This is a genomic window from Citrobacter sp. Cb028 (genome assembly GCF_030336705.1).
Classification (GTDB): Bacteria; Pseudomonadota; Gammaproteobacteria; order Enterobacterales; family Enterobacteriaceae; genus Citrobacter; species Citrobacter braakii.
The window spans coordinates 588,744-606,806 of sequence record NZ_JAOWCZ010000034.1 but is presented as its reverse complement, the minus strand read 5'-3'; the positions used below and the strand labels follow the sequence as shown (position 1 = coordinate 606,806).

Below are 18,063 nucleotides of genomic sequence, written 5' to 3'. Positions count from 1 at the left end.
GCCTACAAACGCGATCTACTCCCACAGGCCGGATGAGGGGGTTCCCCCGCCTCCGGCACAATCTTACGATGCCGCGATAAACAACTCGCGCAGCTGATGCAACTGGTCGCGGATCGTCGCAGCCTCTTCAAATTCAAGATTCTGCGCATGCTGCATCATCTGCCCTTCCAGCTCATGAATCTTCTGCTGCAGCGCTTTTGGCGTCATATCCAGTTCGACAATTTCAGACTTCGCACCTGCGCGTGACTTCCCTTTGCCTTTCGCCTTAGTCTTCGCAATATTCTGACCCAGCGCCAGAATATCGACCACTTTCTTGTTCAGCCCCTGCGGCGTAATACCGTGTTCTTCGTTGTAGAGCTGCTGTTTCTCACGACGGCGTTCAGTTTCACCTATCGCCTTAGCCATTGAGGCGGTAATTTTGTCGCCGTAGAGAATAGCCTTCCCGTTGATATTACGCGCCGCACGACCGATGGTCTGAATAAGCGAACGTTCAGAACGCAGGAACCCTTCTTTGTCTGCGTCCAGAATCGCCACCAGTGAGACCTCAGGCATGTCCAGACCCTCACGTAACAGGTTGATACCCACCAGCACGTCAAACTCGCCCAGACGCAGGTCACGAATGATTTCCATACGTTCCACGGTATCGATGTCTGAGTGCAGATAGCGCACCCGCTCACCGTGCTCTTCGAGGTATTCGGTGAGATCCTCTGCCATCCGTTTCGTGAGCGTAGTGACCAGCACACGTTCGTTAATCGCCGCACGGATGCGGATCTCAGACAGCAGATCGTCAACCTGCGTCGCCACCGGGCGTACCTCAATGATAGGATCCAGCAGGCCGGTCGGTCGTACTACCTGATCGACGACGTCATCACCGGATTTCTCCAGTTCATAGTTGCCCGGCGTCGCTGAGACGTAGATGGTCTGCGGGGCCAGCGCTTCAAACTCTTCAAATTTAAGCGGACGGTTATCCAGCGCCGACGGCAGACGGAATCCGTATTCGACCAGAGTCTCTTTACGCGCCCGGTCACCACGATACATACCGCCAATTTGCGGGATAGTGACGTGGGATTCATCCACCACCAGCAGGCCGTCGGCAGGCAGGTAATCAAACAGCGTCGGCGGCGGCTCGCCGGGGCCACGCCCGGACAGATAGCGGGAGTAGTTTTCAATCCCCGAGCAGTAACCCAGCTCATTCATCATTTCCAGATCGAACTGCGTACGCTGACTTAGCCGCTGTTCTTCCAGCAGTTTGTTATTTGCCAGCAGGACCTTACGCCGCTCTGCCAGCTCAACTTTGATTTCTTCCATCGCCTGCACGATACGTTCGCGCGGCGTCACGTAGTGCGTTTTAGGATAGATGGTGTAGCGTGAAATCGTGGATTCAACCTGCCCGGTAAGCGGGTCAAACAGCGATAAACGTTCGACCTCTTCATCAAACAGTTCCACGCGCAGCGCGATATCGTCGGATTCAGCCGGGAAAATGTCGATCACTTCACCACGCACGCGGAAGGTTCCGCGCTGAAATGCCTGATCGTTGCGGGTATATTGCAGTTCCGCCAGCCGGCGCAGGATCGCACGCTGGTCGATAATCATCCCCACCGTCAGGTGCAGCATCATTTTCAGATACAGATCCGGATCGCCCAAACCATAGATAGCGGAAACTGACGCGACGACAACGACATCCCGACGTTCCAGCAGCGCTTTGGTCGCCGACAGACGCATTTGCTCAATATGTTCGTTAACCGAGGCATCCTTCTCGATGAAGGTATCAGAACTTGGTACGTAGGCTTCCGGTTGATAATAGTCGTAGTAGGAGACGAAATACTCCACCGCGTTATCCGGGAAGAACTCTTTCATCTCACCGTACAGCTGCGCGGCCAGCGTCTTATTGGGAGCCAGCACCATGGTAGGCCGCTGCAAGTCCGCAATTACGTTAGCGATGGTGAATGTCTTCCCCGAGCCCGTCACCCCCAGCAGCGTCTGATGCGCCAGACCATCCTCCAGCCCTTCTTCCAGACGGCGAATAGCCTCAGGCTGATCGCCAGAGGGTTTAAAAGCGGAATTTAGTTTGAACGGTTTACTCATGAGCAGCTACCTGAAGCAATGGGCGGGCAGGTGTGTAATTTTACTCGCAGTCGTATATTTTGCCAGTAAAATATACTGGATGAAAAAACAGTAACGCACCAGAATATTTCTGATACGCCATCAGAATGACCGTGACCGCAGGCTAAAATTTGGCCTCAGACAAGATAAAACACCAGCAAAAACGTGTTATCCCCAAAGCAATGACTTTTTTAACATTTGTCAAGCCGCCCGATGAAAGTTTTGTGGCAACGCATGACACTTCTGCGACAGCCATTGATTTTATCTAACATTCTGTAATTTAATGACTATTATCCCGAGCCGTCTTTCGCATCAATTTAGTCGCAGGCCGCGTCTTCTCTCGCTTACATTGTGTTTTCTAACTCTAATACACAAGGTTATCCACAGGAATAGTGGATAACTGCCTCCAGCCCGTATGGACTGTAGCCTGGCAAAAACGCCCTCACTCCCTTTTCCGGAGGGATAAAAAAAATTTATCGCTATTTTTTGATATTTATCAGCTAACGAAGCGGCCTGAAATGGCCGGGATCTTGCTCGCATTTTCATCATTTTCTTGCCTGCACCATTACGACACCGCCAGGCACTGGCAATGTGCACAAAACAACGCCAGCCCTCCGGCCAGCCAGACGTTACCGCCTGCGCGGCACACTCTCCTGCTGTTTTTTGACCCCAATCCCTCTTCTGGCAAGAGAATTGCAATTTTCTTCCGACGACCTGTACGTGGGGCGGATAGCATCATGCTGGAGGAATCTATGTTGAGTCTTCGCGCAGTGAATCATTATTACGGTAATCAACACTCCCTATGGGATGTGGATCTCGACCTGCTGCCCGGTAAATGTACCGGTGTGCTGGGGCTTCCAGGGATGGGAAAGACTACGCTGACCAATTGCATTATCGGCAATTTACCGATCGAAAGCGGCACCATGTTCTGGCATCAGGCTGGCGCGCCGCCGCGCGACCTGAGTCCCATTCCGGCGGCAAATCGCATCGCGCTGGGCATTAACTACGTTTCACAAGAGAGACGGATTTTTTCGCAATTGACGGTAGAGGAAAATCTGCATATTGCGCGTCAGGCGGTTGAGGAAAGCGAAACGATGAACAGCAGTGATATTTACCGCCTGTTTCCACAGTTGTTCGTACTGCGTCAGGCCAAAGGGGCGGCATTATCGGAAGATGATCAGCACCAGCTTGCGCTCGCCAGCGCGCTGGTCACACGCCCGCGCCTGCTGATCCTCGATGAGCCCACGCGGGGAAGTGGCCAGGCATATATCCACAAACTGGGGAACCTGGTTGTAAGGTTAGGCCAGGAGCTCGGCATCGCCATAATGCTCGCGGAGCAGAGCCTGCCGTTTATTCGTCGGGTCGCTGACTGCTACTGCCTGTTACACCGTGGGCGCAACGTGGCTCAGGGGCAAATCACACAGCTCAGCAACCCGCTAATCACCGACTGGGGGGCGCTACAGACAAAACGCTAAGATCGATATAACGTCCTGTCGATGCCCGCTCCGGCTCTTCTGCCAGCCAGGGAATTTCCCCCAGCAGCGGAGCCGCAAGCACACGCCTGAGCGTTGCCATATATTCAGCATGACGCTTGCCAGGTGGCGTCACATCATTGGCGACCCATCCGGCAAGCGTCAGTCCGGCCTGCTGCACCGCCTGGGCGGTCAGCATAGCGTGGTTGATGCAGCCGAGCTTAACGCCAACCACCAGAATAACCGGCAACTGCTCTGTTTTCACCCAGTCAGCAAAACTCAGCGTTGGCGAAAGCGGCGTAAACCACCCGCCGGCACCTTCCACCAGCACCCAGTCAGCCTGTTGTTCCAGCGCGCGTAAACCCGCAGACATTACAGAGGCCTGAATGGGGCGACCTTCGTCCGCGCTGATGATATGCGGTGAGGTAGGTTCCGCGAAGGTATAGGGGTTGATAGCCGCATAGTCCACCGTCACAACGCTGTTGCGCTGTAATGCCAGGGCATCGCTATTACGCAGACCTTCAACCGTCATTTCACTACCCGACGCCACTGGCTTATAGCCGACGGTTCGCAATCCCCTCTGCCCCGCCGCCTGTAGCAACGCGCAGCTGGCGATAGTTTTCCCCACTTCGGTATCCGTCCCGGTGACAAAAAAAGTGTTAGTCACGTTGAATCACTCCCAAAAATAGATGATAGGTCAGCGGATATTTCCCCTGCTGGCAGGACCAGGCTAGCTGTAGCTGGCGCAACTGTGAGCGGGTGAGGACGCGCGGCTCGCGGCCATCATGCAAATGCGTCGCGCCAATGCCCTTCAGCGAGCGCATGGCGCTCAGCGCATCGTCAAACCACAGCGTGACGGCATGAGACTGGTATTCAACGTCCCACCCATACAGGGCGTTTTCCAGTTGCTCCACGGGCAAAAAACGATTGGCGTGTTCCCGCTCATCAACCGCTCGCCACGCCTGACGAAGTTCCGGCATTGACCCCTGCGCCAGGGTACTAAACGCCACCGTCCCGCCAGGACGCACCACCCGGTAAAGCTCGCGTAACGCGCCGCGCAGGTCACTGCACCACTGTACGGCCAGATTGCTCCAGGCCAGGTCGAAAGTAGCAGCAGCCTGCGGAATGGCTTCAATATCCGCCAACAGATAGCGGTGGGCGACATCGTGACGCTGCGCTTCAGTCAGCATTTGCGCCGACAGATCCAGCGCGCAGACCTCGCTCCCCTGCTCCCGCCAGTAACGGCTCATACGCCCGGGTCCGCAGCCCGCATCTAAAACCTGAGAGAATGCCCGACCATCGAGTCGTGCCAGTAACGCATCGGCGCTCTGACGCTGGAGTTCCGCGTGTTGCTCATAGTGAGTAGCCGCGCGGCCAAACGCGGCAGCAATCGCCTGCTTATTGACCTGCGCCATGCAGCACCTCCAGTAAGCGATCGATATCCTGGACTTCATGCGCCTGGGTCAGCGTAAGCCGCAGCCTGGCCGTACCAACCGGCACCGTCGGTGGGCGAATAGCCGTCACCCAGCATCCCTGTTGACGTAATGCCTCCGCCAGTTGCAAGGCTTTATGATTGTCGCCCACGATCAGTGGCTGAATGGCGCTGTCTGACTGCGCCAGCGTTAAGTCCGGCGTATTCACCCCAGCGCGAAAACGCTGGATCAGCATCGCCAGTTTTTCTCTGCGCTCATCGCCTTCGCGGCTGCGGATCACCTCCAGCGCGGCGCGCAAGGCCTGGGCCTGCGCCGGAGGCATACTGGTGCTGTAGATCAGATGACGGGCAAACTGCAGCAGATAATCGGCCACGCTGTCTGAGCACAAGATTGCTGCGCCGCTGACGCCAAAACCTTTGCCAAACGTCACCACTAACAGCTCGGGTTTCACCTGCTGTCGGGAGCACGAGCCGCGCCCTTCCTCACCGCTGACGCCAATCCCGTGCGCATCATCCACCAGCAACCACGCGCCCTGCCGCTCTGCTACCGCGTGAATTTCCGCCAGCGGTGCGCTATCGCCATCCATGCTGAACACACCTTCAGTGACCACGAGTTGTTGCCCCGGACAGGGGGTTGTCAGCAGACGTTCCAGATGTTGCGGATCGTTATGGGTAAAGCGACGTAGCACGGCAGGGCTAAGGCTGGCAGCCTCCAGCAGTGAGGCGTGGCTGAGTCGGTCAGCAACAATCCGGTCCTCTTTGCCCATCAGCGCGGCAATGACCGCCTGATTAGCGACAAAACCGGAGATAAACAACAGCGCCCGTGAATAGCCGAGCCATTGCGCCAGCTCATCTTCCAGCGCCTGATGAGCAACGGAATAACCGCTCACATGACCCGAGCCGCCGCTGCCGACGCCAAAACGCTCAGCGCCTTGCTGCCACGCGCAGATAATATGCGGATGGTGGCTTAAGCCAAGGTAGTCGTTGCTGGAAAAGTTCAGGTACTGGCGACCGTCGGCCTGCAGCCAGCGACCGGCGCCCTGCGTCACCGCATAGCGCCGACGCAACGCATCAGCACGACGACGCGCCGTTAACGCATCGTCTATTTTTTGCTGCCAGGTCATACGGTTGCCGCGTTGTAGTATTCGTCGGTATCCGGGGTACGCAGCGCCTGTTCCAGGCGTTGCTGCTGTTCGTTATCGCCTGCCAGCACCGCCGTTTGCTGCGGATTGAGACCCAGCTTGCGAAACAACAGCAAATCCTTATCTTCGTTCGGGTTCGGCGTGGTCAGCAGTTTGCAGCCGTAGAAAATCGAGTTAGCTCCGGCCATAAAGCACATCGCCTGGGTTTGTTCGTTCATTTGCTCGCGTCCGGCTGAAAGACGGACATATGAAGTCGGCATCATGATCCGCGCCACGGCGATAGTACGAATAAAATCAAAGGCATCCACATCGTCGTTATCGGCAAGCGGCGTGCCTTTCACTTTCACCAGCATGTTGATCGGCACGCTTTCTGGCGGCGTTGGCAGATTCGCTAATTGCAGCAACAGACCCGCGCGGTCAGTCACCGTTTCCCCCAGTCCCACAATCCCGCCGGAGCAAACTTTAATGCCCGCCTCACGCACTTTATCCAGCGTATCCAGGCGCTCCTGGTACGACCGGGTTGTGATGATATTGCCGTAGAATTCCGGCGAGGTGTCGAGGTTATGGTTGTAGTAGTCCAGACCCGCATTGGCCAGCCGCTGGGCCTGATTTTCGTTCAGCGTACCCAGCGTCATACACGCTTCCAGCCCCAGTTCTTTGACGCCCTGAACCATCTGTTCCAGGTAAGGCATGTCGCGTTCGTGTGGATTCTTCCACGCCGCGCCCATGCAAAACCGCGTTGAACCGGCCTGTTTCGCTTTACGCGCTGAGTCCAGTACCTGTTCAACCTCCATCAAACGTTCCGTTTCCAGACCGGTTTTATAGCGGGAGCTTTGCGGGCAGTATTTGCAGTCTTCCGGGCAGGCACCGGTCTTAATCGACAGCAGCGTACTGACCTGAACCTGCCGCGGATCAAAGTGCTGACGGTGAACCTGCTGCGCTTCAAACAGCAGATCCAACAGCGGTTTTTCAAATAATTCGGTGACTTGCGACATTGTCCAGCGAGAAGAATGAGCCATATTGGTATACGTTTCGTTATGAGTTTGGTGTAGACTCGTAAACCTAAATCTTTTTAATTTGGTTTACAAGTCGATTATGACAACGGACGATCTTGCGTTTGACCAACGCCATATCTGGCACCCTTACACCTCCATGACCTCCCCGTTACCGGTTTATCCGGTGGCGCGTGCCGAAGGTTGCGAACTGATTTTAGCCAGCGGTGAGAGGCTGATAGACGGCATGTCGTCCTGGTGGGCGGCGATCCACGGTTACAATCATCCACAGCTGAACGCCGCGATGAAAACGCAGATTGATGCCATGTCACATGTGATGTTTGGCGGCATTACCCATGCCCCGGCCATTGCGCTGTGCCGCCAGTTGGTGGCGATGACGCCAGAGGCGCTGGAGTGCGTTTTTCTCGCGGATTCAGGTTCGGTCGCCGTAGAAGTAGCAATGAAAATGGCGCTGCAATACTGGCAGGCCAAAGGCGAATCCCGTCAGCGTTTCCTGACATTTCGAAACGGTTATCACGGCGATACCTTCGGCGCGATGTCGGTCTGCGATCCCGACAACTCGATGCACAGTCTGTGGAAGGGTTATCTGCCGGAGAACCTGTTTGCGCCCGCCCCGCAAAGCCGCATGGACGGCGAGTGGGACGAACTGGATATGGTGCCTTTTGCCCGCCTGATGGCCGCGCATCGCCACGAGATTGCGGCGGTGATCCTTGAGCCGATTGTGCAGGGCGCTGGCGGCATGCGCATGTATCATCCCGAATGGTTAAAACGCATCCGTAAGATGTGCGACCGTGAAGGGATCCTGCTGATTGCCGATGAAATCGCCACCGGATTTGGTCGTACAGGCAAGCTTTTTGCCTGTGAACACGCCAACATAACCCCGGACATTTTGTGTCTGGGCAAAGCGTTAACCGGCGGAACCATGACCCTTTCCGCCACCCTGACCACGCGTCAGGTCGCGGAAACCATCAGCAACGGTGAAGCCGGATGCTTCATGCACGGTCCAACCTTTATGGGTAATCCGCTGGCCTGCGCCGTCGCCTCCGCCAGCCTGTCGTTACTCGAAACCGGTGAGTGGCGCTCACAGGTAGCGGCTATTGAAGCGCAACTGCGGACAGAACTCGCCCCGGCGGCAGACTCCAGTTGGGTAGCCGACGTGCGCGTACTCGGCGCCATCGGTGTGATCGAAACCACGCATCCGGTGAATATGGCGGCGTTACAGAAGTTCTTTGTTGAACAGGGTGTGTGGGTACGACCGTTTGGCAAACTGATCTATCTGATGCCGCCGTACATTATTCAGCCCGATCAGTTGCGTCGTCTGACCCAGGCCGTAAACGAGGCTGTGCGCAGTGCAACATTTTTTAGCGATTAATCAGCGGTAAGCTCTACGGTTTCTGGCTACACTTTTTGGCTAACGAGAGGAGTCAGCATGAAACTAATCAGTAACGATCTGCGCGATGGCGAAAAGCTTGCGCATCGCCACGTCTTTAACGGCATGGGATATGACGGGGATAATATTTCCCCGCATCTGGCGTGGGATGACGTGCCCGCAGGGACTAAAAGCTTTGTCGTGACCTGCTACGATCCTGATGCGCCAACCGGCTCCGGCTGGTGGCACTGGGTGGTGGTAAATCTGCCAGCAGATACCCGCGTACTCACGCAAGGTTTCGGCTCCGGGCTGGTTGCGCTGCCGGATGGAGTGATTCAGACCCGTACGGATTTTGGTAAAGCAGGTTATGGCGGTGCTGCGCCGCCGAAGGGGGAAACCCATCGCTATATCTTTACGGTTCACGCGCTAGATGTGGAGCGTATTGATGTCGATGAGGACGCCAGCGGCGCGATGGTTGGCTTTAACGTTCACTTCCACTCGCTCGCCAGCGCCTCGATTACGGCGCTGTTCAGTTAAGCTGTGTTGTGCCGGATGTCGGCTTCGCCGCATCCGGCCTACTAAACAAGGCTTATCTACAGAAATTCAGGCAACAATTTCAACAATGCCCCCTGGGCTAACAGTTCGGTTGCGCACTCAATATCCGGAGCAAAAAAGCGATCCTGCGTATAGTGGGCAACCTGCTCGCGCAGAGCCTGGCGCGCCTGCTCCAGCAGCGGGCTTGAGGTTAACCCTTCACGCAGGTCAATCCCCTGACACGCCGCCAGCCACTCCACGGCAATCACGCCGCGCGTATTCGCCGCCATCTCCCACAACCTGCGGCCCGCTGCCGGCGCCATAGACACATGATCTTCCTGGTTGGCGGAGGTCGGCAGGCTGTCCACGCTGTGCGGATGCGCCAGCGCTTTGTTCTCGCTCGCCAGCGCGGCCGCGGTTACCTGAGCAATCATAAAGCCGGAGTTCACCCCGCCGTTTTTCACCAGGAACGGCGGCAACTGCGACATATGTTTGTCCATCATCAGCGCAATGCGTCGCTCTGATAACGCCCCGATTTCCGCAATCGCCAGCGCCAGATTATCTGCCGCCATCGCCACCGGTTCAGCATGGAAGTTGCCGCCGGAAATGACATCGCCCTCTTCGGCAAACACCAGCGGGTTGTCGGAAACCGCGTTGGCTTCTACCAGTAAGACCTCCATTACCTGACGCATTTGCGTCAGGCACGCCCCCATCACCTGCGGCTGACAGCGCAAAGAATACGGATCCTGCACTTTTTCACAGTTATGATGCGACTGAGAAAGTGCGCTGGTGTCGGTCAACACATGGCGGTACAGCGCTGCGGCATCAATCTGCCCACGCTGTCCTCGTGCGGCATGAATACGGGCATCAAACGGACGACGAGAGCCCAATACCGCTTCGGTGGTCAGCGCCCCACACACCGTCGCAGACGCGAACAGCTCCTGGGCTTCAATTAACCCACGCAGCGCAAAGGCTGTGGAAGCCTGGGTACCGTTGAGCAGCGCCAGCCCTTCTTTCGCCTCCAGCGTAATCGGCTCCAGTCCGGCCTTTTTCAGCGCTTCAGTCGCCGGAAGCCATTCCCCCTGCCAGCGCGCTTTACCTTCGCCCAGCAGCGTCAGAGACATATGCGCCAGCGGTGCCAGATCGCCCGATGCGCCCACTGACCCTTTCGCCGGGATCAGCGGATACACCCCGGCATTCACCAGCGCAATCAGCGCTTCAATCACGCTGAGACGAATACCCGAAAAACCCCGCGCCAGGCTGTTGATTTTCAGCACCATAATCAGGCGAACCATCGCGTCATCGAGCGCCTCACCAACGCCTGCCGCATGGGAAAGCACCAGAGAACGCTGTAAATTCTGCAAATCTTCCGTGGCGATACGGGTCTGAGCCAGCAGGCCAAAGCCGGTATTAATGCCATACGCCGTACGGCCTTCAGCGACAATATTATTGACGCAGGCGACGCTTGCGTTGATCGCATCAATCGCCCCGGCATCCAGGCTCAGTTTGACCGGCTGCTGCCAGATGTCGCGCAGTTGCGCAAAGCTCAGATGACCCGGCGTTAATGTCATGGTGTTCATATCAACGTTTCTCCTGCGTCGCCGCGACCATCGGCAAATTCAGCCCTTCTTCGACGGCGCATTCCACCGCAATGTCATACCCGGCGTCGGCGTGGCGCATCACCCCGGTAGCCGGATCGTTATGTAATACCCGGGCGATACGCGCTGCGGCTTCATCAGTGCCATCGCAAACAATCACCATCCCGGCATGCTGGGAGAAGCCCATTCCTACCCCGCCACCGTGATGCAGTGACACCCAGGTTGCACCGCTGGCGGTGTTAAGCAGCGCGTTCAGCAGCGGCCAGTCGGATACTGCATCAGAACCGTCGCGCATGGCTTCGGTTTCGCGGTTCGGGCTGGCGACGGACCCGGAATCCAGATGATCACGGCCAATAACAATCGGCGCAGATACTTCACCGCTGCGCACCATTTCATTAAACGCCAGCCCCAGTTTTTGACGCCATTCCAGACCGACCCAGCAGATACGCGCCGGTAATCCCTGGAAGTTAATCCGCTCACGCGCCATATCCAGCCAGTGGTGCAGATGTTTATCGTCAGCCACGATCTCTTTCACTTTGGCATCCGTTTTATAAATATCCTGCGGATCGCCGGAAAGCACCACCCAACGGAACGGGCCAATGCCGCGGCAGAACAGAGGGCGAATATAAGCAGGGACGAAACCGGGGAAATCAAAGGCGTTTTCCACGCCCATCTCTTTGGCCATCTGGCGAATGTTGTTGCCGTAATCAAACGTCGGCACGCCCATTTTGCTGAACGCCAGCATTGCCTCGACGTGCGTTGCCATTGAGCGTTTCGCCGCCTGTACCGTGCCCTGCGGATCGGACACCGCTTTCGCCTGATACGCTTCCCAGCTCCAGCCGGACGGCAGATAACCATGCAGCGGATCGTGGGCGCTGGTCTGGTCAGTGACCATATCCGGGCGCACACCGCGCTTCACCAGTTCCGGCACAACGTCGGCGGCGTTAGCGCATAGCGCAATGGAGACCGCTTTACCCTCCCGGGTGTACTTTTCGATACGCACCAGCGCGTCGTCAAGCGATGTCGCCTGCTCATCCACGTAGCGGGTACGCAGACGGAAATCGATCCGGCTTTGCTGGCACTCAATATTCAGCGAGCAAGCACCTGCCAGCGTTGCGGCTAACGGTTGCGCCCCACCCATGCCGCCCAGCCCGGCGGTCAGCACCCAGCGTCCGCTCAGGTTACCCTGATAATGCTGACGCCCGGCCTCAACGAAGGTTTCATAAGTCCCCTGCACGATGCCCTGGCTACCGATGTAGATCCAGCTCCCGGCGGTCATCTGGCCATACATCGCCAGCCCTTTGGCGTCCAGCTCGTTGAAGTGTTCCCAGGTAGCCCAATGTGGCACCAGGTTGGAGTTGGCAATCAGTACGCGCGGCGCATTGTCATGGGTTTTGAAAACGCCAACCGGTTTACCGGACTGGACCAGCAGGGTCTCATCGGTCTCCAGTTTGGTCAGCGCGTTGACGATGGCGTCATAACATTCCCAGTCCCGCGCGGCGCGACCAATCCCGCCGTATACCACCAGCTCATGCGGATTTTCCGCCACATCGGGATCCAGGTTGTTCATTAACATGCGCAGCGGCGCTTCGGTCAGCCAGCTTTTGGCCGTTAACGTGGTGCCGCGTGGGGCACGAATATCCTGCTGACGGTACTTGCTATGAGACATGGTAGAGCACTCCTCGCGAACGATCGGACAGATAAGTAACATATACTTGTCTATACAAGTTGTCGCAAGCGTGCTTTTAACAAAAAAGATACAATTTTATTATACTGCGGCAGCAATCACGCTTTTCAGGACATAAACCGCCCTTGCAGGCGATAGCGGGAACCCGGGAAGAGCAAACGGGCATGAGAGACAATGGATGACGCAGACCAGGTTTTACGGCGGATCAGCAAGCAGGGATCGTGTTCTTTGATATTCAGCAGCGCGCACTCTTCGGCACTGGCGCGGACCGCTTCAACAATATGCTCGCCTTCCGTTAAAGGGGCTATCAGCGACAGATAAGCGTGCGGCGTAGTCTGGCTGTAATCCTGCGCCAGATACGCTGGCACAATTTCGGCATTCACGCAGCGATCTTCAATCTGCACCGGCAGTTCGTTCTCGTAGTGCACCATGACAGAGTGAAAAATGGAGGTACCTTCTTTGACGTTTAACACCAAAGCCTGCTGCGCGCTTGCCTGGGTTCGTTCAAGCGTGATCACCTCGCAGCGGTGCTGATGCTGACGGGCGTTGATTTCATCCGCGATGCTGCGAATTTCAAACAGCGCAGACTGGCCCTTCGGCTCGGCGACAAACGTCCCTACGCCCTGCAAACGAACCAGTAACCCTTCATCCGTTAACTCACGCAGCGCCCGGTTGATGGTCATGCGGCTGAAACCATACTGCGCCACCAGCTCCGCCTCAGAGGGAATGCGATCGTGAGGTTGCCAGATACCGCTGGCAATCTTTTCGCTGATCTCCTGTTTGACCTTTTCGTAAAAAGGTGCCGGAGCAGAACGGGATGGGAGCATGCGTAAGCCTTCCTTAAGCTGAGAATGTGAGTGGGTACAGTTTACAGACATTACCCGAACCTGATAAGCGCAACGCCATCAGGTATATCAGTGCCACCAGTGCGCGATTTGCCAACCTAATCGCGCCGCAACGCGCGCCGCTCTGCCATCATCGTCAAAGCGTGGATTAAATTCAACCATATCCACCGCCTGCAGTTTACCGCTACGACACAGGGGTTCAATCAGATTCAGCAGCGTCGCCAACGGTACGCCCAGCGCAGCGGGTGCCGACACGCCGGGCATTTCCCACACCGGCAGCACGTCGAGATCGATAGTCAGATAGATAACATCCAGGTTGGCGACAAACTGCGCTAACTGCGCCTGCGCCGTTGCACAGAACAGATCCTCCACCACGGTCACACCGAGCCGTTGCGCCTCATCCCATAGCGCCTGGGTGTTTGCCGCCCGACTGACGCCGATACAGGCATAGTGAAATTCACGCTGCTGTTCATCGCAAAGCTGCGCCAGTTGGCGAAACGGTGTACCGGAAGTAGCCTGATCGGCATGGCGCAAATCGAGGTGCGCATCGAAGTTGACGATCCCCACTTTCGCCTGCGGGAACGCATCCAACACGCCTGCGCCGTGCGCAAATGCGGTTTCGTGTCCTCCCCCCAGAACAAAGGTACGTATATTCTCCTGCTGACAGCGCTGCACCGCATTGCGTAGCGCCTGCTGCGCGCCCTCAAGGTCGGGGGCCTGGGCCACAATATTTCCCAGATCTACCAGCCGATGATGCCCATCGTGGCTGGCTAAATTCGCCAGCGCCTTGCGCAGCACATCGGGCGCTCCGGCGGCTCCCGTCCGGCCCTGATTACGTTTCACGCCTTCGTCGCAGGCAAACCCGAGCAGCGCTATCTGCTCGCGATACATTTCTGGGCTAAATGTCGGGCTCAGCGTGATAGTCTGAAACAGGCGCAGCGCATTCGGCGATTCGGCGCGATCATCACGTCCCTGCCACAGCGCAGGTGAAACAGGTTGCCAGTGAGTCATACTATTTGTCCTTTGAATACGCGTTGGTAGAGCGGGTTGCGCCCCGGTTCATACAGGATCTCGACCGGGAGAGTGGCATCCCACACCACAAAATCGGCCACAAACCCGGCCTTCAATTGACCATGAGTGGTATGACGTCCCAGCGCCCGGGCCGCATGACGGGTGACGCCCGCCCATGCTTCTTCCGGCGTTAAGCCAAACTGAACGCAGGCCATATTCATCGCCCAGTGCAGGCTGATAAACGGGCTGGTACCTGGGTTAAAATCTGTCGCCACCGCCATCGGTACCTGATACTGACGCAGCAATGCCACCGGCGGACGCTGTTGCTCTTTAAGGAAATAGAATGCGCCGGGCAGCAGTACGCCGACCGTACCGCTTTGGCTCATCGCCGCTACGCCCGCTTCATCGAGATATTCAATATGATCGGCGGATAACCCGTGGTAGCGGCTTACCAGCTGTGCGCCACCCAGCAATGACAGCTGTTCAACATGGCCTTTAATCGGGATGCCCAACGCCTGCGCGGCCTGAAACACCCGCTCGCTCTGTGCCAACGAAAAACCCACGCTTTCACAAAACAGATCGACGGTCTCAAACAGCCCTTGTTCCCACAGCTGCGGCAAAATGGTCTCGCACACCAGCGTAATATAGCCGTCAGGATCATCCCGGTATTCTGCTGGAGTCGCATGGGCAGCCAACAGCGTGGGGCTTATTTCAATGATATTCTCCGCCGCCAGCGCCGCTGCCACACGCAATATTTTCTCTTCTGTCTGCAAATCCAGGCCGTAACCGGATTTTATTTCCAGCAAGGTAACGCCTTCTTTGATCAGCTGTTCCATACGCTGATGCGCTAGATGTAAGAGTTGCTCATCACTGGCGCTGCGGGTTGCTGATACGGTGGCATTGATACCCCCGCCCTGGGCGCTTATCTGCTGGTAGGAGACACCGTTTAGCCGCTGCTCCCATTCACCTGCGCGGTTTCCACCAAAGACCAGATGCGTATGACAGTCAATCAGGCCAGGTGTAATTAGCCTGCCCTGCATATCAAAGGTATTGTCATGTGTGAGATAGAGCGATGACTCCGGGACGATATCGCGAATCTTCCCCTGGCGGACGATCAGCGCATGACCCTCCACCAGCCCATACGGGGTGTTACGTTCGGGATCCATGGTCGCCAGACGAACATTGCGCCAGATAACATCATCAGGGAAGAATTGCTGCATTCGACTCACCACTTGTCATAGGTTGTATAGACATTTATTTTTGATTATACGGATGTTGTCAACCTGAAGGACCGTAATTGTTATGTATTTGTGATATAAGAACTCTCCGCGCCGGGCATTACGGCGATAAAAACAACTTTTTACCTTTTAACCTTCCCGTTTCGCTCAACTTAGTATAAAAAAGCAGGCTTCAATGGATAACTTTCAAAGCCCGGAGCAACCTGTGAACATATCATCAGTTTCCCGTCTGGCGCTGGCAATGGCTTTTGGCGTGACGCTGACCGCCTGTAGCTCTACGCCGCCCGATCAAATTCCTTCCGATCAGACCGCGCCAGGTACCTCTTCGCGCCCGATCTTGTCGGCCAATGAAGCGAATAACTTCGTTGCTGCGCACTATTTTTCCGCGCTGACGCCTAACACCGCGCCGTGGAGCCCTTCTGCTATTTCTCTGCCTGCACAGCCTGACTTCGTGGTTGGCCCGGCTGGGACTCAGGGCGTCACCCATACCAGCATTCAGGCTGCGGTTGATGCGGCAATCATCAAGCGTACTAACAAACGTCAGTACATCGCGATTATGCCGGGCGAGTATCAGGGCACGGTATATATCCCGGCAGCAACGGGAAGTCTGACGCTGTACGGCATGGGCGAAAAACCGCTGGATGTAAAAATTGGCCAGGCTATTGATGGTGACATGAGCACCGCAGACTGGCGTCGTACGGTGAACCCGGGCGGTAAATACATGCCGGGTAAACCGGCGTGGTATATGTTTGATAATTGCCAGAACAAGCGCGGCACAAATATTGGCGTGATGTGTTCTGCCGTCGTCTGGTCGCAAAATAACGGTCTGCAATTGCAGAACCTGACCATCGAAAACAATCTGGGTGACAGCGTTGATGCGGGTAATCACCCGGCCGTTGCGCTACGTACCGATGGCGATAAAGTGCAGATCAATAAGGTCAACATCCTCGGTCGCCAGAATACGTTTTTCGTGACTAACAGCGGCGTACAAAACCGTCTGGAAAACGATCGTCAACCGCGTACTTTGGTAACCAACAGCTACATTGAAGGGGATGTGGATATTGTTTCCGGTCGCGGCGCCGTGGTGTTCGATAACACCGATTTCCGCGTTGTGAACTCCCGTACGCAGCAGGAAGCCTATGTGTTTGCACCAGCGACGCTGTCAAACATCTACTACGGCTTCCTCGCCACAAATAGCCGCTTCACGGCGAGTGGTGATGGCGTGGCACAGTTGGGCCGCTCGCTGGATGTCGATTCGAACACTAACGGTCAGGTCGTTATCCGCGACAGCGTGATCAACGAAGGCTTTAACATGGCAAAACCATGGGCTGACAGCGTTATCTCGAAGCGTCCTTTTGCCGGTAATACCGGTGCACAAGATGACAAAGGTGAAATCCAGCGCAACCTGAACGACACCAACTTTAACCGCATGTGGGAATACAACAACCGCGGTATCGGTAGCAAAGTGGTTGCCGAACCGAAGCAGTAATCACAGCCATCAAACCGCTGGCGGGAACACTCCCGCCAGCCCCCTTCACCGCTTTCAACGTCTTTTCTTCACACAGGTCATATTTTCACCAATGCAGGTTTGAAATCGATCTATTTATAGCCAAAATAATTCGAGTTGTATGAAGGCAAGCCCAGGCGCTTACGTAAGTAAGTTACAGTAACGTTTAATTGGACAAATATTGTTTTGCCGCTAAACTCACTTTTTAACCTAAAATAGATAAAAAGCCAAGCCATATTAATTTTAATGTATGAGCATTGTCAATATATATCACTTTCCGGAAAAGGAAAATTACCGTAAATTTTTCTAAAAATAAATCAAAAAACCCGTTACGATATTTCCAATATATAATATATATATTGTGAAATTTTATTCAAAAACAACTCATCTGACCAGTAACCTTTATTCCTAATTATCCCATCACAGCTTTTGGCTTCTGGTGATTTACGAAAAATGCCGCATATAATATTTCGGCACAGTGAGTGCAGGGTTAATTTTTTACAGCAACTAATATCTAAGGATTTATGGATATGAAAAACATGATTCATTCATGGAAAAGGAAATCAGCGCAGTATCGTGAGCTGAAAAAGCAGAAAGGCGTGACGCTGCTTGAAATTATCATTGTACTGGGCATTATCGGTATTATCGCCGCAGGGGTGATTATTCTGGCACAGCGTGCGTTTAAAGCACAGGATATTTCTGAGATTATTGACAATACCAACTCCGTTCGTGTTGCAATGGCCGAGGCGTATAAAGACCAGGCAGTATATCCAACCCCGACAAATAGTATCACTGCTTTGACGAAAGCAAATATCGCCACTGCAGTTAGCGATACCCCAATTTCTACCCTGGTGAGAATGGGTAAACTTGATGTACCAGAAGCCTTTAACGGAATTTCCAGCGATGCGTTTGAAATTGGTGCGGCAAAACTCACTACCGATGGTACAAATAAAGGTTTCTATATTGTTATTAACGGTCTGTAAGTAGAAGACTGCCGTAACCTGGCATCGCAGATAGGCGCCCAGTGGGATTACGTTGCAAGCGGTTCAGCAATCGCAGGCGCACAAGCTGGTGTTGGTGTTGTTGACATGAGTGCAGCCGTTAGTCCGGTT

General features: G+C 55.3%; 15 protein-coding genes. 5 read left to right on the top strand and 10 right to left on the bottom strand.

What is annotated here, in order from left to right:
- Positions 1 to 63: 63 nt before the first annotated feature.
- On the bottom strand, positions 64 to 2,085 hold the full coding sequence (gene uvrB, locus OGV75_RS12400) for an excinuclease ABC subunit UvrB (protein WP_016152344.1): 2,022 nt from the start codon (positions 2,083 to 2,085) through the stop codon (positions 64 to 66).
- Positions 2,086 to 2,855: 770 nt separating this feature from the next.
- Between uvrB and OGV75_RS12395 the strand changes: the two genes are divergently transcribed.
- Positions 2,856 to 3,578, top strand: a complete 723-nt coding sequence (locus OGV75_RS12395) for an ATP-binding cassette domain-containing protein (protein ID WP_046274632.1) — start codon at positions 2,856 to 2,858, stop codon at positions 3,576 to 3,578.
- On the opposite strand, the gene bioD is transcribed toward OGV75_RS12395, so the two are convergent.
- The 4 genes from bioD to bioB are packed head-to-tail and all read right to left on the bottom strand — an operon-like array spanning position 3,544 to position 7,168.
- Positions 3,544 to 4,242: a dethiobiotin synthase gene (bioD, locus tag OGV75_RS12390; protein WP_115190797.1), complete on the bottom strand. Its 699-nt coding sequence runs from the start codon at positions 4,240 to 4,242 to the stop codon at positions 3,544 to 3,546. The two genes, OGV75_RS12395 and bioD, sit on opposite strands and share 35 nt — an antisense overlap.
- Positions 4,235 to 4,990 carry a malonyl-ACP O-methyltransferase BioC gene (gene bioC / locus OGV75_RS12385; RefSeq protein WP_286480717.1) on the bottom strand — a complete coding sequence of 252 codons (756 nt, stop codon included), beginning with the start codon at positions 4,988 to 4,990 and terminating at the stop codon, positions 4,235 to 4,237. The genes bioD and bioC overlap by 8 nt, the downstream gene beginning before the upstream one ends.
- Complete coding sequence (bioF, locus tag OGV75_RS12380; protein ID WP_286480716.1) at positions 4,974 to 6,131, bottom strand: 8-amino-7-oxononanoate synthase; 1,158 nt, start codon at positions 6,129 to 6,131, stop codon at positions 4,974 to 4,976. Before bioF ends, bioC begins: the two co-directional genes overlap by 17 nt.
- Positions 6,128 to 7,168 (bottom strand): biotin synthase BioB, encoded by a 1,041-nt coding sequence (gene bioB / locus OGV75_RS12375; RefSeq protein ID WP_029139462.1) that lies wholly within the window; start codon positions 7,166 to 7,168, stop codon positions 6,128 to 6,130. Before bioB ends, bioF begins: the two co-directional genes overlap by 4 nt.
- A gap of 76 nt (positions 7,169 to 7,244) precedes the next feature.
- On the opposite strand from bioB, the gene bioA reads away from it, so the two are divergent.
- Positions 7,245 to 8,534 (top strand): adenosylmethionine--8-amino-7-oxononanoate transaminase, encoded by a 1,290-nt coding sequence (gene bioA, locus OGV75_RS12370; RefSeq protein ID WP_046274629.1) that lies wholly within the window; start codon positions 7,245 to 7,247, stop codon positions 8,532 to 8,534.
- Between the two features lie 57 nt (positions 8,535 to 8,591).
- Positions 8,592 to 9,068: a kinase inhibitor gene (locus OGV75_RS12365; protein WP_046274628.1), complete on the top strand. Its 477-nt coding sequence runs from the start codon at positions 8,592 to 8,594 to the stop codon at positions 9,066 to 9,068.
- Positions 9,069 to 9,124: 56 nt separating this feature from the next.
- Here the strand turns inward: OGV75_RS12365 and hutH are convergent, their stop codons facing one another.
- The 5 genes from hutH to hutI form a co-directional block, all read right to left on the bottom strand.
- Complete coding sequence (hutH, locus tag OGV75_RS12360; RefSeq protein ID WP_046274627.1) at positions 9,125 to 10,645, bottom strand: histidine ammonia-lyase; 1,521 nt, start codon at positions 10,643 to 10,645, stop codon at positions 9,125 to 9,127.
- A gap of 1 nt (position 10,646) precedes the next feature.
- Complete coding sequence (gene hutU / locus OGV75_RS12355; RefSeq protein WP_286480712.1) at positions 10,647 to 12,332, bottom strand: urocanate hydratase; 1,686 nt, start codon at positions 12,330 to 12,332, stop codon at positions 10,647 to 10,649.
- A gap of 125 nt (positions 12,333 to 12,457) precedes the next feature.
- Complete coding sequence (locus OGV75_RS12350; protein WP_016152334.1) at positions 12,458 to 13,177, bottom strand: histidine utilization repressor; 720 nt, start codon at positions 13,175 to 13,177, stop codon at positions 12,458 to 12,460.
- An 87-nt stretch (positions 13,178 to 13,264) separates the two neighbouring features.
- Positions 13,265 to 14,206, bottom strand: coding sequence for a formimidoylglutamase (gene hutG, locus OGV75_RS12345; RefSeq protein WP_047359451.1), 942 nt, complete (start codon positions 14,204 to 14,206; stop codon positions 13,265 to 13,267).
- Entirely contained in the window at positions 14,203 to 15,426 is a 1,224-nt protein-coding gene (gene hutI, locus OGV75_RS12340) for an imidazolonepropionase (protein WP_046274624.1), read from the bottom strand. Before hutI ends, hutG begins: the two co-directional genes overlap by 4 nt.
- 223 nt (positions 15,427 to 15,649) lie before the next feature.
- On the opposite strand from hutI, the gene OGV75_RS12335 reads away from it, so the two are divergent.
- On the top strand, positions 15,650 to 16,933 hold the full coding sequence (locus OGV75_RS12335; protein WP_046274669.1) for a putative acyl-CoA thioester hydrolase: 1,284 nt from the start codon (positions 15,650 to 15,652) through the stop codon (positions 16,931 to 16,933).
- Positions 16,934 to 17,481: 548 nt separating this feature from the next.
- The gene (locus tag OGV75_RS12330) at positions 17,482 to 17,934 is read left to right on the top strand and encodes a prepilin-type N-terminal cleavage/methylation domain-containing protein (protein ID WP_286480711.1); all 453 of its coding nucleotides are present in this window, start codon (positions 17,482 to 17,484) and stop codon (positions 17,932 to 17,934) included.
- Positions 17,935 to 18,063: the final 129 nt, after the last annotated feature.

What these genes read in the sequence shown, in the direction of transcription:
- uvrB (WP_016152344.1), bottom strand. Translation starts at nt 2,085, where the DNA reads ATGAGTAAACCGTTCAAACTAAATTCCGCTTTTAAACCCTCTGGCGAT.
- OGV75_RS12395 (WP_046274632.1), top strand. Translation starts at nt 2,856, where the DNA reads ATGTTGAGTCTTCGCGCAGTGAATCATTATTACGGTAATCAACACTCC.
- bioC (WP_286480717.1), bottom strand. Translation starts at nt 4,990, where the DNA reads ATGGCGCAGGTCAATAAGCAGGCGATTGCTGCCGCGTTTGGCCGCGCG.
- bioF (WP_286480716.1), bottom strand. Translation starts at nt 6,131, where the DNA reads ATGACCTGGCAGCAAAAAATAGACGATGCGTTAACGGCGCGTCGTCGT.
- bioB (WP_029139462.1), bottom strand. Translation starts at nt 7,168, where the DNA reads ATGGCTCATTCTTCTCGCTGGACAATGTCGCAAGTCACCGAATTATTT.
- bioA (WP_046274629.1), top strand. Translation starts at nt 7,245, where the DNA reads ATGACAACGGACGATCTTGCGTTTGACCAACGCCATATCTGGCACCCT.
- OGV75_RS12365 (WP_046274628.1), top strand. Translation starts at nt 8,592, where the DNA reads ATGAAACTAATCAGTAACGATCTGCGCGATGGCGAAAAGCTTGCGCAT.
- hutH (WP_046274627.1), bottom strand. Translation starts at nt 10,645, where the DNA reads ATGAACACCATGACATTAACGCCGGGTCATCTGAGCTTTGCGCAACTG.
- hutU (WP_286480712.1), bottom strand. Translation starts at nt 12,332, where the DNA reads ATGTCTCATAGCAAGTACCGTCAGCAGGATATTCGTGCCCCACGCGGC.
- OGV75_RS12350 (WP_016152334.1), bottom strand. Translation starts at nt 13,177, where the DNA reads ATGCTCCCATCCCGTTCTGCTCCGGCACCTTTTTACGAAAAGGTCAAA.
- hutG (WP_047359451.1), bottom strand. Translation starts at nt 14,206, where the DNA reads ATGACTCACTGGCAACCTGTTTCACCTGCGCTGTGGCAGGGACGTGAT.
- hutI (WP_046274624.1), bottom strand. Translation starts at nt 15,426, where the DNA reads ATGCAGCAATTCTTCCCTGATGATGTTATCTGGCGCAATGTTCGTCTG.
- OGV75_RS12330 (WP_286480711.1), top strand. Translation starts at nt 17,482, where the DNA reads ATGAAAAACATGATTCATTCATGGAAAAGGAAATCAGCGCAGTATCGT.